This window comes from Levilactobacillus lindianensis (assembly GCF_003946095.1).
GTDB classification, from domain to species: domain Bacteria; phylum Bacillota; class Bacilli; order Lactobacillales; family Lactobacillaceae; genus Levilactobacillus; species Levilactobacillus lindianensis.
Genome location: NZ_RHOD01000001.1, coordinates 69,872 through 89,036 on the forward strand (window position 1 = coordinate 69,872; position 19,165 = coordinate 89,036).

The following is a 19,165-nucleotide window of genomic DNA, read 5'->3' on the forward strand; positions in this document are numbered from 1 at the left end:
GCGCATGGCGGTTTCATCGTTGGGAACTGCTATGCGCCTTTTCTGTCGATTGCTTTATTTCACGTTAACCAGAACGCTTTCACTGATATCGAGAAAGTACTTGAGACCCATTAGTAACTTGCCGAAGAAAGTCGTTTAATTCGAGCGCAATTTACCCCATAATGGGATTATCCAGTTATCATCGACTCAGAATAAGTTGTTCGAACTTAGATTTACTGGGGGAGTTGATCTGAATGAAAACACTAACTGCACCACGGCTGACCTTAGTTGTGCCGTGTTATAACGAAGAACCAATGTTACCCAAGAGCGCACCAGTCTTAAGCGCCATTTTGCATCGTCTCATGGATAGCAACCAGATTGCGACTGACAGCAAGATTCTCTTTGTCGACGATGGTAGCCGCGACCATACCTGGACCATCATTACGCAACTCCGACAGGCAGACACCCTGTTTACCGGACTGAAATTCAGCCGCAACTTTGGTCAAGAGGCCGCGCTGATGGCGGGCATGCAAGTTGCCCAGCCCTTCTCCGACCTCATCATTACCATCGACGCCGACCTACAAGATGACCCGCGGATTATCGGGTCTATGGTGCAACAAGCCAAGGAAGGCTTCGACATCGTCTATGGTGTCCGCAATGATCGATCCACCGATACCTGGTTCAAGCGCACCACGGCCGAGGCCTTTTATTGGACAATGGGGAAGCTCGGCGTCGACCTGGTGCCGAACCACTCCGACTTCCGGCTATTGAGTCACCGAGCCGTAGCCGCTTTGATGACCTACACCGAATCCGAACCCTTCATTCGGGGGATCATCCCCAAGCTAGGGTTCCCAAGTACCAAGCTCTACTACAAGCGTCAACCACGGACTGCCGGCACCTCAAAGTATCCGCTTAAGCGCATGTTACGTTTCGCCTTAGACGGGATCTTTTCACTGTCTCTGGCGCCGTTACGCGCCATCATGTACCTGGGCTTTACCATCTGCGGCGCCGCAACCATCGCCTTATTATGGATGCTAGGCTTGCATTTAAATGGCCTCACTACTAGCAATGCTCTCTTGACCTCACTCTGGTTACTCGGTGGCCTACAGCTGATTGGCTTGGGTGTCATTGGTGAATACGTTGGGCGAGTCCTAAAAGAAACCCAACACCGGCCCCGTTTCATCATTCAAACGGAAACCTACTCTGCGGCATTCTTAACCCGACCGCTGACAATCACGCAACACCTCGATCACCAATCTATTAGATAGGAGGGACCTCTCATGACCACACGCCAACGTTTAACTACTGGCTTAGTCGGCCTCATTAGCTTTACCTTGTTTCTGACCGGCGTGTTGGCTAGCTTGGACCCTGTCGAATTTCGGACTGACCACGATTGGCTGAGCCCACTGGTCATTCTCCTAGGCGCCGGTGTCTACCTCGGCATCATCGGCTTACTCTTCCGTTGGTTTCACCGACGCACCACGACTCAACATCGCTGGCTGAGTTGGGGGCTTTGGCTGGCGCTACTGACCATCCAACTGATTGTCGCCCTCAATTGGGTCAATGCGCCTCGCGCCGACCTCTACTTCGTTCACCAACAGGCCTTAAACCTACTTCACGGCCATACTGACTGGTCGCCTTACTTCTACACTTATCCAAATAACATCAACTTCACGCTGGTCTTAACGGGCCTCATGAAGATGGCCCAACTGTTTGGCACCACCCTCAGTGGCATCGATCTCAACCTCATTCAATTTGCTTGGCTGGATTGCGGTCTGCTGGCCCTTTGGCGCGTTCTTCGGCGTCAAAATATTGCTCGTAGTCACCTCTTTTTGGTGATTATCATTGGCACGGTACCACTCTATGCATACGCGCTCAACACCTATAGCGACCTCGCAGTTCTACCAATAGGCCTACTTGTGCTGGCCGGCCTATCCAACCTGCTACACGCGACCACGTGGCCGAAACGATTGGGTTGGACGCTATTTGTCGGTGTCTTTCTAACCTTTGCCACTCTCATTAAGGCTAACTTTATTGTCTTAGTCATCGCGGTTATTTTGGGCCTCTGGCTGGCCAACAACGCCAGTCCGCGGCCTTGGCTGGCTCGAACCGGAATCACAGTTCTCTTGATTGCCATGCTAGGAGCCGGCGTGGGGGGGAGCCACGCTATTCAGCGCGCCGCTGGCTACCAAGAAGATCCTAATCTGGCCTTACCCGCCACCAGTTGGATTGCCATGAGCTGGAATCCTGACACCCATGGTGAGTACAGCCGACCGGATGTGGATGCCATTCGTGATGAACCCACTGCCGCTCGCAAGCAGGCTCTGGCTAAGAAACACTTACAGGAATCCTGGCACACCTTGGGAATCGGCGGAGTCATTTATCACCTCGCCCAAAAGGCGAAACTCTTCTTAGCTACCGGAACCTTCGATGCCTTCCAGATTTCACCAGACTTCGAGCAAGCCCCTAACTGGTATCGCCAACATCGCAACACGGTGGACTGGCTACTGGCTAACTGGTGTCAGCTCAACTACTTGGCACTGATCATCGTCACCTGTGGCTGGGGAATCCAACAGATCCGTCGCCGCCGGCTAAGTATGGCTTACCTGATTGGTGGCCTCTTCGTCATCGGCCTGATCTGCTTTCACGTCATCTTCTGGGAGACTGAAGAACGCTACGCCTTACCGATTCTGCCACTCCTAGTGGCTGGCACGGCAGCGGGCTACCGCCAACCGCTCAACCTGCTGCGGTGGTCGACTCGAAGTCGTTGGATTCCGTTAGGCATGGCTCTGGCCTTCAGTGGCCTCATTCTGGTCAGCGCCTGGCAGAACAACGGGCTTACCACCAACCCTGTCGACAACCCCATCTACGTGGTCAATCAAAACGAGGGCCGCTACTTCCAGAACCACCACTTCAAGCTCAAGCCCGGTAAGAGCCTCACGCAACCACTGACGGCACCAATTGGCTTTGACCACATTTCCATCGACCCGGTCTTTCCATTCCGTGGTCGGATTACCCTGCGCAATGACCAAGGTCAAGTTGTCTGGCATTCACCCGAGCCAGATCCACTTATCCTGCTCAAGCAAGACCTGCCCATGCAACCCGCGGGTCACTACCGCCTGACAATCACTAATCTTCAGCCAACTCGGGTTAAATTCGTCACGGTTCCCGCAACTTTTCCCGTTCTACCGCAACCAATCGTCGGTCACCCCGACCAGTATTTGCGCTTCCACCTCACACAGCTAAACGTCGCCCCAGTCATCGATCGTGGTCAATTCTGGTTAATCCTGGGCACCATCTGGCTTGGTGGTTTACTGATTATTGATCGTTTCTACTGGTATCGCCGGCAGATCTAACGATTTCTAACAAATGACTTGCCCTAGAGTCGCTCGAAGGTCCTACAATGGATCTAGATGAGCTTAATCAAAGGAGCGAACAATTTGAAAGAAGTCAATCAACAAACGTTAACTGGTGAACGGGCCTTATTCCAAGGTCACGATCTCCACATCACAAACAGTATTTTTGTCGACGGCGAATCCCCACTCAAACACGGGAAGAATCTCGCCATTGACCACACCATTTTCAAGTACAAATATCCACTGTGGTACTCCGATCACACGCAACTGGACCACACAACTTGGCAGCCAGCCGCACACGCTGGTGCTTGGTACGCCAAGGATATGACGATGGCTCACAGCATGATTCGGGCCACCAAGACCTTCCGGCACGCCCAAAACCTTCACTTAGACGACGTGACCTTTGCCGATGCTGGTGAAACGCTCTGGTGGTGTGACGATCTCCACCTGGACAATGTCACCGCTACCGGAGACTACTTCGGCATGAACAGTACCAACGTCGTCGTTAACAACTTGAAGGTCAACGGCAACTACGCCTTTGACGGTAGCAAGAACGTCGAGGTTCACAACTCAACCTTTATCACCCATGATGCCTTCTGGAATTGTGACAACGTGACGATCTACGATTCCACCATTATTGGAGAGTACCTGGCTTGGAATACGAAAAACCTCACCTTCGTTAACTGTTGGTTGGAAAGTGAACAGGGCCTGTGTTACGTGGATCACCTGACCATGCGCAACTGTTCTCTGGTCAATACCAACCTGTCCTTCGAATACTGTTCCGATATCGACGCCACGATCAACACGACTATCGACAGTGTGAAGAACCCAATCAATGGCCACATCTCGGCTCCGGCCATTGGCGACATCATCTTTGACGATCCTGCCATCGACCAACATCAGACGACCATTACTACCCAGGAGGCCACCCATGAGCAATGATTTTTCAGAAATGATCGACCGGCGTCATACCAACTCCGTGAAGTGGGACGTGGCCGACAACGAACTGCCCATGTGGGTCGCCGATATGGACTTCCGCACCGCGCCCGGCATTGTTGCCGCGATTCAAAAGAAGGCGGCTACGGGGATCTTCGGTTATGAAGAAGTTCCCCAGGTCTACTTTGACGCCGTCCAACACTGGCTTACCACGGAACACAACTGGACGCCCCAGACGGACTGGATGCGCTTCGTCACTGGTGTCGTTCCCGCCATTTCCTCGGCCGTTCGCCGGGTGAGCCACGTGGGCGACAACGTTCTGGTCCAAGCACCCGTTTACAATATCTTCTATAATTCCATCGTAAACAACGGTCGTCACGTGCTTTCCAGTGATCTCCACTACGCCGATGGTCAGTACAGCATCGACTGGGACGATCTGGCCGCCAAGATGGCCGAGCCCCTAACCAGCATGATGATCCTCTGCAATCCGCATAATCCAGTCGGTAAGATTTGGACCCCGGAAGAACTTCAACGGATTGGCGAACTCGCCGCGACCAATCACGTCACCGTCTTCTCTGACGAGATCCATGGCGACATTACCACCCCTGGCAAGGGCTATACACCCTTCGCTTCGGCAAGCGACACCTGTGCCGCAGTGAGCATCACAGCGGTTTCGCCCAGCAAGACCTTTAACGTTGCGGCCTTACACGCCGCGACCCTGATCATTCCCGACGAAAACCGCCGCAACGTGGTAGATCGCGGCATCAACACGGACGAATTGGCCGAACCCAACGCCTTCGCTATTGATGGCAGCATCGCCGCCTACACCACCGGTGCCGACTGGGTACATGACCTGAACCGTCAGATTACCGCTAACCGACAAACCGTCACGCAGTTCGTCCAGAATAACCTGCCCGCCCTCCACGTGATTGCCGGTGACGCCACCTATCTGGTCTGGATCGACTGTCGCGACATCACGACGGATACTCAGGCTCTCTGCCAAGTGATTCGACAACAGACCGGTCTCTTCATTACTGCCGGTGCGGTTTACGGTGGTAATGGCCACGACTTCGTCCGCATCAACGTTGCCTGTCCGGCCGAACGGCTTGCAGACGGCTTAGACCGCCTCAAGCGCGGCCTACAAGCTTTCCAGCAACAAAACAACTAAGCAAAAACCAGCGATCGCGGTCGCTGGTTTTTAAATTTCCCCAACTTTCCACCCACTCAGCGGTCAGCTAGAGAAACCATTTATCGGCCCCCTGATATACTCGACTTAGGAATGAACATTCTGATATTGAGGGGGAGTCACCATGACACAAATCAATCTTGCCGACGCGCAGGACGTCTTTCGTGATGCCGGCAAAAACGTTTTATTTACCACTTTTCTCATCGATCAGCATGACCGTATCAAGGCCCGTGAAGCTATGGCCTGTTTCGCCGATCGCTTAGGGGCAACCGAACGTAGCCTAAACGTTCGCTACCCACAGGCCGATCTCCGCGTGGCGTTTGGTCTGGGGGCCAGCGCCTGGCAACTCCTGTTTCCAACGATTCAGCCACCTAAAGAACTCGTTAACTTCCAACCGGTCGTCGGACCCAAGTACACTGCCCCCGCCACTCCTGGTGATCTCTTCTTGCACATTCGGGCCAATGACATGGCCGTGGTCTACGAGGTTGCCGCTGAACTTCGTGAATTTCTCCACAACTGGACCAGCGTCGTCGATGAGACAGTCGGCTTCCGCTACTTCGAAGGCCGCGCCATCATTGGATTCGTCGATGGCACCGAGAATCCGGCGGGACCCGAGGCTCCAGAATACGCCATTATTGGGGATGAAGATCCCGAGTTCATCAACGGGTCGTACGCCTTTGCCCAGAAGTACACCCACAACCTGGATGCCTGGAACAATCTGGCTACTGAAGACCAGGAACGGGCCATCGGTCGACACAAGTTCAGCGATCAGGAGCTCTATGACGATGACAAACTACCTAACGCCCATAACTTGGCGTCCCAAGACAACGATGACGGTGTGGAACACAAGATTGTCCGCATGAATGTCCCGTATGGCGACCCAAGTCGTGGCGTAGCCGGCACCTACTTTATCGGGTATGCCCGCCACTTCACCGTCACCCAACGCATGCTGGAGAACATGTTTAGCCAAAGCGATCGGCTACTGGATTTCAGTACCCCGATTACTGGGAACGCCTTCTTCATCCCCGCAAAATCGCTACTGGCCCGCATCGCAGACGGTGACCTCTTCCCGGTCGACTACCCGGATGAATAGCTCACGTTACCCATCAAAATCCCGGAACCTTTCCCTTAATTTGGAAACGGTCCCGGGATTTTAGGTTTATTGCGTGTGATCCCCGCCCGGCCAAGGCTTCGGCCGATCCGGTCAGGTTGGGACGTTCAGCGCTTCATCTGAAATAAAAATAATTATCACGGAACCGGGCATTCTTAAACAATTGCGAGCGCATACAAAAGTCGCCGGGAGATTGACGTTTCGGGCTTATGAGGGTATGTTAGTGGGGTTAATACTAACGAATAAATCAAATTGGTGGGTGTGACTTTTGGTCAGATCATCAATTAATCTATCCCCATAAGGAGTTGACTCACTTTGGATGAAGCTGAGAGAGAAAGCGGCCCGTGGCGTCGTAATCTACGGGTTCTTTGGTTCTGTACGTTTGTTGCCGGTATGGCTTTCAGTGAAATCATGCCGTTTTTGTCATTATATATTAGTAGTTTAGGTGACTACACCAAAGCCCAGGTCACCATGTACAGTGGTTTGGTCTACGCCGCCGACTTCTTTGTCAGCGCCATCGCATCCCCACTTTGGGGCATGGTTGCCGACCGGAAAGGCCGTAAGCTTATGTTACTGCGGGCCTCATTGGGGACGGCCTTTGCCATGGCCCTGATGGGTTTCGCCACCAGCGTCTGGCAATTGGTGGCCTTGCGAGCCCTTCAAGGGGTCTTCGCTGGGTTCATTTCTAATGCGCAGGCCCTCGTGGCCTCCCAGACACCGCGGAAACATTCCGGGGCCTCGCTGAGTACCCTGATGACCGGGGTAACCAGTGGGATGTTGCTGGGGCCCGTGATTGGTGGGGTCTTGGCGCAGATCTTCTCCATTCGCCTAACCTTCTTCATCACGGCGTTGCTCCTGCTGTCAACCTTCTTTCTGAGCTGGATCTTCGTGGAAGAAAAGTTCAAGCCGGTGGCTCCTGCCACCAACGTCGATGGTCACAAGAGTCACAATCCGTTGGCCGCCTTCCCGAACCCAAAATTGATTCTGGTTCTGCTGAGTTCCACGTTAATCGTGCAATTCGGGAACATTTCCATTTCCCCGATCATCAGTCTCTATGTCAAGGAACTCATGCACAACGTGGGACCTATCACCGTCGTGGCCGGAATTATCGCGGCGCTACCCGGGATTTCCAACATCTTTGCCTCCCCGCGCCTCGGGCGTTACGGGGACAAGCACGGGTCCGGCCGAGTACTCATCTTCGGCTATATCTTTGCCACACTGATGTATCTGCCCCAAGGGTTCGTGACTAGTGTCTGGATGTTGGGGGCGTTGCGGTTCATGATCGGTATTTCCGATGGGGCCTTGTTCCCAGAAATCCAAACGCTCCTGACCAAGAACTCCCCCGTCGAGCTCACCTCCACTGTCTTCAGTTGGAACCAATCCTTCCAATCGATCGGTAACATGATGGGATCCCTGCTAGGGGGCTGGATCGCCGGGGTCTTCAACTACAACGCGGTCTTTATCTCCACAGCCATGTTAATGCTGATTAACCTCGGCCTGGTCTGGTGGCTGGTTCCGGAAATCCGGAAGCCTCAAGCTCAGGTAGCGGACTAGGTTCAGACGTTGTGAAAGTAACGACTTGCTAATAAATTAAAATGTAAATGCCTACTCAAACAATCCTTAGTTGGACTGATTGGGTAGTTTTTTTTTACGATCTTAACCGCAGTGGTTTCAACGTTTCATCTGTGATAACCGTTACTTCCCGGTAGTTACGAAGAATCAAGTCCATTCATAGACGCTTATTGAACCCGAATTTTTACCTTATATTACTATTAAAACGCTTCCAAACGTGTATTATAGTAATAGTTAAGACAAGGAGGTCCAGGAGACATGAACAAAAAAATTATGTTGATGGTAGGATTATTAGCATTACCTTTGGGAATGGCTGCATTGAATTCTAATCCGGAGACAGCACAAGCCAAGGTTCACTATATTCATACCCCTAAAGCTTTACGGGGACATTATCATGGTGAATTAACCTTGGGTGGCGTCACTAGTAAAGGAAAGCCTTACTACATGGGTGGAACTTACGTTGTCAGTAAACACTACTTAACCCAGGGTGGATTACAGATGGATACCTACCCAGTTAAGATTGTTAAAACCACTAGGTATCATCATAAATTCGTCAGCGGTAAGGAATTCAAGAAACAACGGGTATATAAGTTTAGAGCTACCAATATCTACAGTCACGGTTACCACACAGAGTGGTTAGGTCAGCTCCAATATAAGGGGCATACCTACCTCTTTAATGGCGATAATAGTTTTAAAAAGCTTAAAAAACATGCGACTAATGCGGACTATATTTATATTAAAGGCAAGGTTCCAGGTATTGGGTATAATTACTAGCTAGACCTCTGCCGTACCAACAGAATCAACGCCTCTGTTGATAGACAACCCACTGGACACTTTAAACGTGAAAGATAGCAATAATCAAACCGAGGAGATTTAAAAGATGAATAAAAGAATCATGTTGATGTTAAGTTTATTGGCATTACCATTGGGGATTCTTAGCTCTAACCCTGTAACAGCTCAAGCAAAAGTCCACTATGTCCACACGCCAAAAGCATTGAGAGGGCATTACCATGGGGTCCTTACTGACTACTCAGCACCTACCTATGTTATCCATAAAAAAACTATTGAAATAGGTGTGACACAAGCTGATTCTTACCCTGATAGAGTTACCAAGGTTAAAAAATATAAACTTTTTAGATACGCAGGCCATAAGATTCATGCCTATCGTTTACGAGCAAAAGCCAGCATGGGTGGTAAAAAATATTACGAATACATTGCCTATCATTACACTAAAAACGGCAAATATATTACTATAGGACACTCCTGGAAACAGCTTAAAAAGCATTTAAATCACCCTAACATGGATAACGGCTACAGTACGAATACATTTAAGAAGGGTAAACTTTCAGGCTATGGTTACAACTATTAGAAAACATTATTAATTAATATTATTTTCGGCCAGACGTGAGGAGACTTTTTGTCCCTTGGTCTAGCTCTACATCGTGCATTACTATGCAAAAAGCCCGCTCACACTAGTGAACGGGCTTTGTTTTCCCAATTATCCAGCTAGCCCAGAGACCAACGGCTGACTGCTGGGAACCACCATCGGCAATCCCAGGAGTGCCCGCACGCTGCCGAGTCCGGTAACCAAATCGGCTACGGGCAGGTCAATCAACGCGCGTTGGGCGGTGCGTAACTCACCTGGGAGTTCTTCGATGTCATCGGTACGGCTGACCACCACACGTGCGGCGCCAGTGGCTTTAGCTGCCGTTACGATGGTCTGCGTTACGGCGACGAGGCGAATCGTTGGCACCAGGGCCACGACGGCATCCTGATCTAACATGGCGGCGCTCAGACCACCTTCGTCAATCTGTTCTCCGGTTAGACCGGCAACGTTGGCGGGTAACGTCACATGACTTGGGGTGTAAACGGTCAAATTGACCGAATTCAGGTCGCTCAGCTGGCGAATAAAGGCTTGCCCGGACGAATCCAGGGCACCGACAATTAAGATATTTTTCAAAGGTGATCTTCCTCTCTGTTTGATTATGTTAGTTATTATAAGGGGTTATAGTAGGTCGAAGGCAAGCCCTCATTTGAAAAAAATTTCACCCTCATCTCATGGTTACAACGACACCAGACTGGGCCGTTCCTATCCAATATTTGGTTAAATATGTTATGCTTGAATAGATAAAATCCCCAGATAACGGCCATCCGGTCACTAATTCCCTTGCCGTTAAGGGATCACTGGCCATGTATTCCTTGCGACTATCAACACCAGCAATAGTCTTCATTTGGAAAAACTATTGATCTCATGTACAATAGAAACCAATTAAAATCGCTAGTTTCACAATCAAATACGACCGGTCTCCAGGTTGCCCGCCGCGCGTGCGCCACCTTGGCACACCGATCGTTATTTCTTTTCCCGGGGATCTCTCGGGCGCAACACCACTACACAGGAGGTTAATCTATGCTACTTTCAATGGAACATTTAAACAAAGAATATCCCAATGGCAAACTCGCCGTTGACGACTTCAACTTACAAGTCGGTCGCGGCGAATTTATTTGCTTTATTGGGACGTCTGGTTCCGGAAAGACGACCACCATGCGGATGATCAACCGCATGTTAAATCAAACGTCAGGAACCATCAAAATCAACGGGAAAGACATCGCCAAGATGGACCCCGTCAAGCTCCGGCGCTCGATCGGCTATGTTATTCAAAACGTCGGTCTGATGCCCCACATGACCATCAAAGAAAATATTGAAATCGTGCCTAAGCTGTTGGGCTGGTCCAAGGAAAAGCGGGCCAAGCAAGCGGTCAAGATGATCGACCTCGCCCAACTCCCGCAAGAAATGTTGAACCGTTATCCCGGCGAACTCTCCGGTGGGCAACAACAACGGATCGGGGTTGTGCGGGCCTTAGCCGCCGACCAGGACATCATCCTCATGGACGAACCCTTCGGAGCCTTGGATCCCATCACCCGTGAATCCTTACAAGAGTTGGTCAAGCGGCTCCAAGAAGATTTGGGCAAGACCTTTATCTTCGTCACCCACGACATGGATGAAGCCCTGCACCTCGCCACCCGTGTGGTCATCATGAGCCACGGGAAGCAAGTTCAGGTCGACACCCCTGATAATATTCTGCGGCACCCAGCCAACGAATTCGTTACTAATTTAATCGGAGAAGAACGCCTAATCAGAGCACAACCAAATATCCTCTCCGTTAGTCAAATCATGTTAAAGAACCCCGCGGCTATCACACCAGACAAGACGTTGGACGACGCCATCGACCTGATGCATAGCCGGCGTGTTGATACGCTACTGGTCACGAATGCCGAAGGCGTGCTTGAAGGCTACGTCGATCTGGACGACATCAACCGGATCACGGACGTCACCACTCCCGTCAGCCGCTTCACCAACCGCGAGGTCTTCTACGTTCAAGCCAGCTCACTGATCGGCGACACGGTCGATCGTATCTTGAAACAGGGGGTTAAAAACGTCCCCGTTGTCGATGCCAAGAAACACTTGGTTGGGATCGTCACGCGGACGGCCTTAGTCGACATCGTCTACGATGCCTTGCGCGGTGCACCGGCAACCGATGAGGAACCAGCCTCACCAATCAACGCCGATATCCACGCTGCCGCAACTCATGAAGGGGGCGAATCATCACAATGATTCACTTTCTGCAAACTTATGGGATGCAATTAATCAGTAAGACCGGTCAACACCTTTACATTTCAGCCGCTGCGCTGGGATTAGGGGTCATCGTGGCCGTGCCTTTGGGAATTCTACTCACGCGGATGAAGCATGGGGCCAACGCTGTGATTACACTGGCCGGGGTACTGCAAACCATCCCCGCCATGGCCCTGTTAGCCATGATGATTCCCATCTTTGGGATCGGGTCCACACCCGCCATTGTCGCCTTATTTATCTACTCATTACTGCCCATTTTACGGAATACGTATCTCGGTATGGAGGGGGTCTCTCCCGCCGTCCGTGACGCCGCTAAAGGGATGGGAATGACCTGGTGGCAATCCATGGTACGTGCCGAGATTCCACTGGCCGCCCCCGTCATCATGTCTGGAGTTCGGCTCTCCGCGACCTACGTCATTGCGTGGGCCACACTGGCTTCCTACATTGGTGCCGGTGGCTTGGGTGATTTCATCTTTAACGGGTTAAATCTGTATCGTTCCGACCTCATCTTAGGTGGATCGATCCCCGTGATCATCCTGGCCCTGGTGGTCGACTACCTCTTAGGTAGACTGGAAGCAACCGTCACCCCACGCGAATTACGATAGGAGGTCCGTCATGCGAAAACACTTACGTCGATGGCTAGCCGGACTCCTGTTAGTCATCTTGATTATTCCAATGAGTGGCTGTAGCCTGCCCGGTTTGGCTGGTTCCGGCGACAATACCGTTCGGATTGCCGCGCAGAACACCACCGAGCAACAGATCATGGCCTACATGATTCAGGGCATGATTAGCCACTACACCGATTTAGATTCAACTATTATTAATAACTTGGGTTCTGGAAATGTCAGTTTCAACGCCCTCAAAAACGGCAATGCCGATATCTCCTCCATCCGGTTCTACGGTACCGATTTGACCACCGTCTTGAATGAAAAATTCGAGCGGGATCCCGCGACTGTCAAGTCAACGGTTACCAAGGCCTTCGAAGACCGTTACCATATGACCTATTTCGACTCGTATGGTTTCGCCGATACCTACGCCTGGATGGTCAAGCAGAGTTACGCCAAGAAACACCATCTGGAAAATGTTAGCGACTTGCAGAAGATCGCCCCACAGATGAAGGTCGGGATTGACCAAATCTGGCAAAACCGTCCTGGTGACGGTTACCCTGCCTTCCAAAAGGACTACGGGTTTAGCTTCGGCACCGTTTATCCGATGCAACTCGGGTTACTCTACGATGCCTTGGCTTCCGATAAGATGGACGCCGTGCTGGGTTACTCCACCGACGGCCGGGTTGGTAGTTACAATTTGAAACTACTAAAGGACGACAAGGACTTCTTCCCACCATACGATGGGAGTCCCGTTGCCACCGATGCCATCTTGAAGAAACACCCCGAGCTCAAACCAGTCATCAACCGGATGGTTGGCAAGATCTCACTGAAGACCATGCAACAGCTCAATTACCAGGTCGACGATCAACTTCAAGAACCACAGACCGTGGCCAAGGCTTACCTGAAACAACACCACTACTTTGAAGGGGGGAACTAGGCATGAAAGACATGGGCTTATTCAGTCAGTTAATTTACTATTTCACGCATAACGGCATGTACGTCCTCAATCAATTCAACCTGACGTTCCTCGTTTCAATCTACGGGGTCTTGTTTGGGGCCATCGTGGGGATCCCGATTGGAATCTGGATTTCACAAAACCGTAAGCTCTCCCCAATTATCATTGGGATTGCCAACGTAATCCAAACGATCCCTTCTCTAGCGATGCTGTCCATCTTGATGTTGGGACTGGGACTCGGGCAAAACACGGTGATTGCCACCGTGTTCCTGTACTCGCTGTTGCCAATCATCAAGAACACCTACACGGGTATGCTCAGTGTTGACCCCGACGTCTTGGACGCCGGGAAAGGCATGGGAATGACGCGGTTCCAGGTCATGAAGACCATTCGAATTCCGTTGTCACTGTCTGTGATCATCGCCGGAATTCGAAATGCTCTGGTCTTGGGTATTGGGATTACCGTGATTGGGTCCTTCATTGGGTCCGGTGGTCTAGGGGACATTATTGTCCGCGGGACCAACGCCACTAATGGTGGGGCGATCATCTTGGCCGGTGCCTTGCCGACTGCCTTAATGGCCATCATCACCGATCTCGTGTTGTCCTTCATTGAAAAGCGGTTAACACCAAAGACTTCTTCGGAGAACTAGTCTTTAACGGCCGTTAGGCCGGCTCTTGAACTTCTACTTTGACTTTCAAGTTTGAGTTGGATTGGCCGCCTGCGGCTAAGACTGGTTTTTCAAGTCAACGCTGGTATCAGGCACTGCCAACCTTTGGAACTTTCAATCACCAAAACTGAACAACTTAAATGAGGGTCGAGACGTCCGGTCTCGACCCCTTTCTAGTGCATTTAATCCTAGGAAGACTCTCGTCTGAAAGTGATCTGATCACTCTGAAGGATGGTCATTAACTACCTGCCATCGATTCTTCAGCACACCACTAGCCACGCCCCATCTGAATCCCTAAGTTACGACAGGACCATCTCTATTCGACTGGCTCTTACTCACAGCACCCGCCACGATTCAGGACAAGCCACTACTTTCTGCCACAACTGCCAATAATCCTCCTCACTTTCGGTAAAGCTGGATCTAAGCCTGGAGGGGGTCTGCTAGGGGGCTCAGCCGTGTCGTTTCCGTTAGTCGAGTGGTCTTCTCGAGTTACGGAAAGGCCGAGCTTTGAGACCGCCTTTCGGGCTCAAAGTCGTGCCCACAGCGTTCCAGCCCCCTAGCAGACCCCCTGGAAGGCGGGGCTTTAGATCCATTTTAACTAAAACCAAAGTTCAGGGGGCTCAGCCGTGTCGTTTCCGTTAGTCGAGTGGCTTTCTCGAGTTACGGAAAGGCCGAGCTTTGAGACCGCCCTTCGGGCTCAAAGTCGTGCCCACAGCGTTCCAGCCCCCTAGCAGACCCCCGGAAGGCGGGACTTTAGATCCATTTTAACTAAAACCAAAGTACAGGATCTCAGAACCATTTGCCCTGCGGTCAAAGGAATCCAGATAAGGGCGACACATCCTCATGACCGGAGATATTTGGTATACTGTAAACAAAATCTATGAAAGCGAGGCCTTCCTCGTGACCCGATCTAAACAAGCTGGGATGGACTTCTCGGTGGGGACACTCAATTTTCTGGCAAATGTCGGCATCATTCTCCCCTACCTACTCATCTTAGCCCGCTTCCAACAAACGCAAAGTACCACCTACCTGATCGCCCTGGTGGCCTTCTATGTCTCGCGTGCCGCTAGTATCTTCTACACCAAGCGACTCCACCTGCGGGCTTCCACCTACCTCATTTTAAGCCTGACGCTGGGCGCCGCCGGGAGCCTGATCTTTGCCTTTACCGCACATCTGGGGTGGCTCATCATTGGGAGTTTCCTCTGGGGGTACAGTGCCGCCACCATCTGGCCGTACTTTCTGACGGTGAAGTTACATCTGACGAACCTGACCAACTTTAAAATGAAACGTATCTACTGGCTAATCTTTGCCGGACTAGGGGTCATCGCGGCGATCGATATCGTCACCAAGTTCAACTACACCCTGACGTTTGCGCTACTGGGGCTACTCTACTTGGTGGCCCTGCCCGGAGGCATGCTGCTTCAAAACGTGACACGCGGACTCTACGATGATTTGCCTTGGCAGATTAAACCTTTTCGCCAAGGATGGCGCTGGGGATTATCTCTAGTCTTCTTCGCCGTCATGGCGGTTCTGACCACCTTAAGAAAAGCCACGGTCCACCTGCCAACCTGGCTGACACTCACTATCATTGGAATCGCCCTGATTATTCTGATCGTGGAACTACGCTTTGACTGGCACGTGTTACCTCAATACAAGCTGCGGCTGTTGAGCCGGGGCTTTCTCGTGAGTCTGGTGCTACTCTTTAACAGTTTCTTTGCCTACTTCTACCTTGGCAAAAATGGGATGTACGTTGTCTTTGCCATTTATCTATTGGGGCTCGAGACCGGTTACCCCTTATATCATCGCCTGGGACGCGGAAATGACTTCCGATCCCGTGATTTAAGCCTAATTGGCGTGGTCGTGGGGCAAGTCCTCCTGTTAATTCCCTGGATTGGCTCATATTTGCTCGGTATGCTCCTGATCACCCTCTATGTGGGTTACGACAACCCCACCATCAACGCGACCCTCTACGGCCTCGAGACGGTCGATAGCGACAGCGCCATGGTTCACAAGTATCGTTTCTCAACCTATGGCGGTCTGCTGTGCCAACTCGGCATTTTCGGCCTGCTGGTTGCGCTGAGTGCCGCCGCGCACCGACCGCTATTAGCCTTCTTCAATCCGCAGACAACTGGCCACTTCGCCCTGTACTTCTACGGGTTGAGTTGTCCGCTCGTCGTTATCTCCCTGTTACTGACCCTGGGAAACATCTGGGTGCGGCCCCGAAATTAAAATAATCTCCGTCAACGTCGCGCGTATGCTCGGCGTTTTTATTATTCTCAGAACAGTAGAAGATCCCCCAACCACGGGATTATAACCGCTTATAAATTATTTTATAGTGTGACTTTGTTTACTCCGTCAGACCCACATGGTATGGTCTACCTGACCATCATGAAGGACCTTGATCGTGATGACTAGACAGCATTTTGCTTTAATGGATGTAACCGCTTACCAAAAAATATCAAGGAGGACTCCCCCATGTTCCATCACCCCCACTGGCGTTGGCTCGGCCTAGTCTGTATTGCCTTAGGCGCGACCACGCTGACCACTGCGCCGGCCCTGGCCGACCGCCACACCTCGTCCGCAACCCGCACCGTCGAGGTTGCCGATGAACTCACTATTAGAGAAGCCTTTAGCCACGATCCCCAGCTGATGCATGACATCCTCGACTCGCAGTATCTCGCCAAGCGCCTGACACCCGAGGATTCCCTGGCTGACTTGCGCCGCATCGCCCCCACCCTGACGGTTCACATTCATCACCCCATCACGGACTACCAAGATCTGTTGCAACTAAAGGGCGTCATTAACCGCCTGGTGATCCGGGATCAAACCAACCTCTCCGGCACCAATTTGAAAGTCATCCTGGGCATCTTCCCCGTCAACGACAAAGACAATAACAACTGGATGCTCAACAATATCGATGCCCTGGCGCTGGTCAACGACGGCCTTAACAACGACGACTTCGCCACGATTGCGGCCTTTCTCAAGACCATCCCCCAACCGATCGACGCGCCCACTCCCGCCAACTATGACTGGACGGCCATCTCGAGTCTCAACCTCTCCAATAACAACATTACCGATTTCTCGCTACTCAGACAGATCTACCAGCTCAATAATCCTAAAACCAGTCAGGTCAACTTCTTCACAGCTTGGGGCCAGCACCATCCTTCGGCCAAACGCCTACCGACCGCCACGGTGACTGACCACACCATTGCCATCGACCCCAAGGTCACCCAGGAATACCAGCTCGATAAGATTAATCGCTACACCAACAATAGTTTCTTCTTTAACTTTGCCCGGAAGAATAGCTTCTACTATCGCGTCTTTCAAGACGACCTCGACGGGACGGAAACTCTAGCCAGTGACGACCCCGAGAAGGTTGTCGACGGGACCACGAATCTCCCCGATGAAGGTGTCTATCCGGCCTATGGAAGTCGAAATCTAACGGTCGATGGCACCCAACTCGGCAACGGCCGGTTCTATAATTCCCTGAGCTACGCCTTCCCCGAATTCCAACCGTTGGCCGCACCCGAGGAGATGGATAAGCTCTCCGATCTGTACACTAACGCCGGCTTTACGCTGACCGAACCGCTCTCGGCCGACACCTACGTCATTCAGGTCCCCGATGGTGCCGACTCAGTACGCTTCCGCACGATGTACTCGAACACCTATAGCACCGCCCAGACCGGTTACACCCAGGACTACGAGATTCCCTTGAAATGGACCTCGTCGTCCTCCTCATCCAGATCCAGTTCCGGATCGTCCAGTTCAAGCTCCAGTGATGGCAGTTCAAGCTCATCGAGTTCTGATGGCGGTGGCGGTGGGATCACGCCTAAGGGCGCGGCAGTTTACGGTTTGAAGAAGATTGGTCTTTATACCGACACCAACTTTACAAAAGAGTCGCGACGGCACTTTTACCGAAAGCAGCCCCGCATCAACCGCCCCATGTTTCGGGTGACCGGTTACGCCAAGTCCACTCAGGGACGCCTGCGCTACCTGGTCAAGGACGTCAACCACCACTCAAAGACGGCGGGCCAGAGTGGCTACATCACGGCGAGTCCGCAGTACGTGGGCCCCGTCTACTACCGTCAGGTCGCTAAAACCATCACGGTCATCAATCCTCAAGGCATCAACGCCTATCGCAAGAAGAATCTAACGGGTAAGGTCACCCACTACCGCCAAGGACAGGTGCTCAAGGTCAAACGGCTGGTCAGTCACAACCTCACCACCCGTTACGTCTTACCCAACGGTCGCTATATCACGGCCAATAAGAAACTCATTCGTAACGGTCGCCATCCCCAAGCCCAGCAGATCGTCACCAAATCCGGCATTAACCGTTATCGCGATCGCAACCTACGGCACCGGCAAAGACACTACCGCCGGGGAACTGTTCTGACCGTGATCGGTTGGGACTACAGCGATTCCGGTAAGTTGCGCTACCGCGTTAAGGGCGGTGGGTATGTGACCGGAAACCGTCAGCTGGTACGCATCGCAAAATAAAAGGGCAACCCAGCCGGGCTACCCAAGGTCCTTAAATCAGACTGACATGTTTCCCATCCAGCTGCAACAAGCCATCGGCCACCAGTTGTGAGAGCTGACGACTCAAGGTTTCCGGCGTAATGCCTAGGAAGCTGGCTAATTCCTTCTTCCGGATGGGCAAGTCAAACTCATGCGTTTGTTTCTCCTGCCCCAACTGTTGGAGGTAGGCTAGCACCCGGTTCTTAGCCGTCAGATTTCCCGTGAGCGCACTGACCGACTCCAGGGCCGTCAATCGGTCACCCAGGATGTTGAGGAGGTTAAAGGCCACCGTGGGAACACGATGCAGCAGGCCCTGAAAGTCGGCCCGTCCGATCGAACAGACTAGCGTATCTTCCACCGCCTCAGCGTAGTTGGCTTGCGGGCGATCCGAGAACAGGGCCGCTTCACTATCGATGGCTCCCGGCTGTAACATGTAGAGTACCTTTTCCTTGCCATTCTCGTTGAGCTGGTAAACCTTGACGCGCCCCTGATCAACGATGATCATGCGGTCCAATGGCGCCGCGGGTGAATAGAGAATCGTCCCCTTCTTCACGGTCTGTTGGTGGACGGAGATCGTCACCAGTTCGGCAATATCGGCATCCGCCAACCCTTGAAAGATTGGCGCTCCCTGCACACATTTAAATGGCGAAT

At 52.0% G+C, this 19,165-nt stretch carries 16 protein-coding genes; 14 read left to right on the plus strand and 2 right to left on the minus strand.

Annotated features, from left to right (window positions below; translation table 11 throughout):
- Positions 1 to 233: 233 nt before the first annotated feature.
- The 8 genes from EKM70_RS00315 (at position 234) to EKM70_RS00350 (ending at position 9,509) form a co-directional block, all read left to right on the plus strand.
- On the plus strand, positions 234 to 1,247 hold the full coding sequence (locus tag EKM70_RS00315) for a glycosyltransferase family 2 protein (protein WP_125544174.1): 1,014 nt from the start codon (positions 234 to 236) through the stop codon (positions 1,245 to 1,247).
- A 12-nt stretch (positions 1,248 to 1,259) separates the two neighbouring features.
- Complete coding sequence (locus EKM70_RS00320; protein ID WP_125544176.1) at positions 1,260 to 3,335, plus strand: glycosyltransferase family protein; 2,076 nt, start codon at positions 1,260 to 1,262, stop codon at positions 3,333 to 3,335.
- An 84-nt stretch (positions 3,336 to 3,419) separates the two neighbouring features.
- Entirely contained in the window at positions 3,420 to 4,277 is an 858-nt protein-coding gene (locus tag EKM70_RS00325; RefSeq protein ID WP_191985869.1) for a DUF3737 family protein, read from the plus strand.
- Positions 4,267 to 5,439 carry a MalY/PatB family protein gene (locus EKM70_RS00330; RefSeq protein WP_125544180.1) on the plus strand — a complete coding sequence of 391 codons (1,173 nt, stop codon included), beginning with the start codon at positions 4,267 to 4,269 and terminating at the stop codon, positions 5,437 to 5,439. Before EKM70_RS00325 ends, EKM70_RS00330 begins: the two co-directional genes overlap by 11 nt.
- Positions 5,440 to 5,581: 142 nt before the next feature.
- Positions 5,582 to 6,550: a Dyp-type peroxidase gene (locus EKM70_RS00335; RefSeq protein WP_125544182.1), complete on the plus strand. Its 969-nt coding sequence runs from the start codon at positions 5,582 to 5,584 to the stop codon at positions 6,548 to 6,550.
- Positions 6,551 to 6,883: 333 nt separating this feature from the next.
- Positions 6,884 to 8,122, plus strand: coding sequence for an MFS transporter (locus tag EKM70_RS00340; RefSeq protein WP_125544184.1), 1,239 nt, complete (start codon positions 6,884 to 6,886; stop codon positions 8,120 to 8,122).
- Positions 8,123 to 8,398: 276 nt separating this feature from the next.
- Positions 8,399 to 8,914 (plus strand): hypothetical protein, encoded by a 516-nt coding sequence (locus EKM70_RS00345; protein WP_125544186.1) that lies wholly within the window; start codon positions 8,399 to 8,401, stop codon positions 8,912 to 8,914.
- A 106-nt stretch (positions 8,915 to 9,020) separates the two neighbouring features.
- Positions 9,021 to 9,509 carry a hypothetical protein gene (locus EKM70_RS00350; protein WP_125544188.1) on the plus strand — a complete coding sequence of 163 codons (489 nt, stop codon included), beginning with the start codon at positions 9,021 to 9,023 and terminating at the stop codon, positions 9,507 to 9,509.
- 129 nt (positions 9,510 to 9,638) lie between these two features.
- On the opposite strand, the gene EKM70_RS00355 is transcribed toward EKM70_RS00350, so the two are convergent.
- Entirely contained in the window at positions 9,639 to 10,100 is a 462-nt protein-coding gene (locus tag EKM70_RS00355) for a Rossmann-fold NAD(P)-binding domain-containing protein (RefSeq protein ID WP_125544190.1), read from the minus strand.
- A 447-nt stretch (positions 10,101 to 10,547) separates the two neighbouring features.
- On the opposite strand from EKM70_RS00355, the gene EKM70_RS00360 reads away from it, so the two are divergent.
- From EKM70_RS00360 to EKM70_RS00385, 6 genes are all read left to right on the plus strand, one after another.
- Positions 10,548 to 11,753, plus strand: a complete 1,206-nt coding sequence (locus tag EKM70_RS00360) for a betaine/proline/choline family ABC transporter ATP-binding protein (RefSeq protein ID WP_125544192.1) — start codon at positions 10,548 to 10,550, stop codon at positions 11,751 to 11,753.
- Positions 11,750 to 12,376, plus strand: coding sequence for an ABC transporter permease (locus tag EKM70_RS00365; protein WP_125544194.1), 627 nt, complete (start codon positions 11,750 to 11,752; stop codon positions 12,374 to 12,376). Before EKM70_RS00360 ends, EKM70_RS00365 begins: the two co-directional genes overlap by 4 nt.
- Before the next feature lie 10 nt (positions 12,377 to 12,386).
- Complete coding sequence (locus EKM70_RS00370; protein ID WP_125544196.1) at positions 12,387 to 13,316, plus strand: osmoprotectant ABC transporter substrate-binding protein; 930 nt, start codon at positions 12,387 to 12,389, stop codon at positions 13,314 to 13,316.
- A gap of 2 nt (positions 13,317 to 13,318) precedes the next feature.
- A complete protein-coding gene (locus EKM70_RS00375) occupies positions 13,319 to 13,981 on the plus strand; it encodes an ABC transporter permease (RefSeq protein WP_125544197.1) in 663 nt (220 codons plus the stop codon).
- 918 nt (positions 13,982 to 14,899) lie between these two features.
- Positions 14,900 to 16,228, plus strand: coding sequence for a hypothetical protein (locus EKM70_RS00380; protein WP_125544199.1), 1,329 nt, complete (start codon positions 14,900 to 14,902; stop codon positions 16,226 to 16,228).
- Between the two features lie 246 nt (positions 16,229 to 16,474).
- A complete protein-coding gene (locus EKM70_RS00385; protein ID WP_125544201.1) occupies positions 16,475 to 18,496 on the plus strand; it encodes a DUF5776 domain-containing protein in 2,022 nt (673 codons plus the stop codon).
- Positions 18,497 to 18,527: 31 nt separating this feature from the next.
- Here EKM70_RS00385 and EKM70_RS00390 read toward each other — a convergent pair whose 3' ends face one another.
- Positions 18,528 to 19,148: a Crp/Fnr family transcriptional regulator gene (locus EKM70_RS00390; protein WP_225416342.1), complete on the minus strand. Its 621-nt coding sequence runs from the start codon at positions 19,146 to 19,148 to the stop codon at positions 18,528 to 18,530.
- Positions 19,149 to 19,165 lie beyond the last annotated feature (17 nt).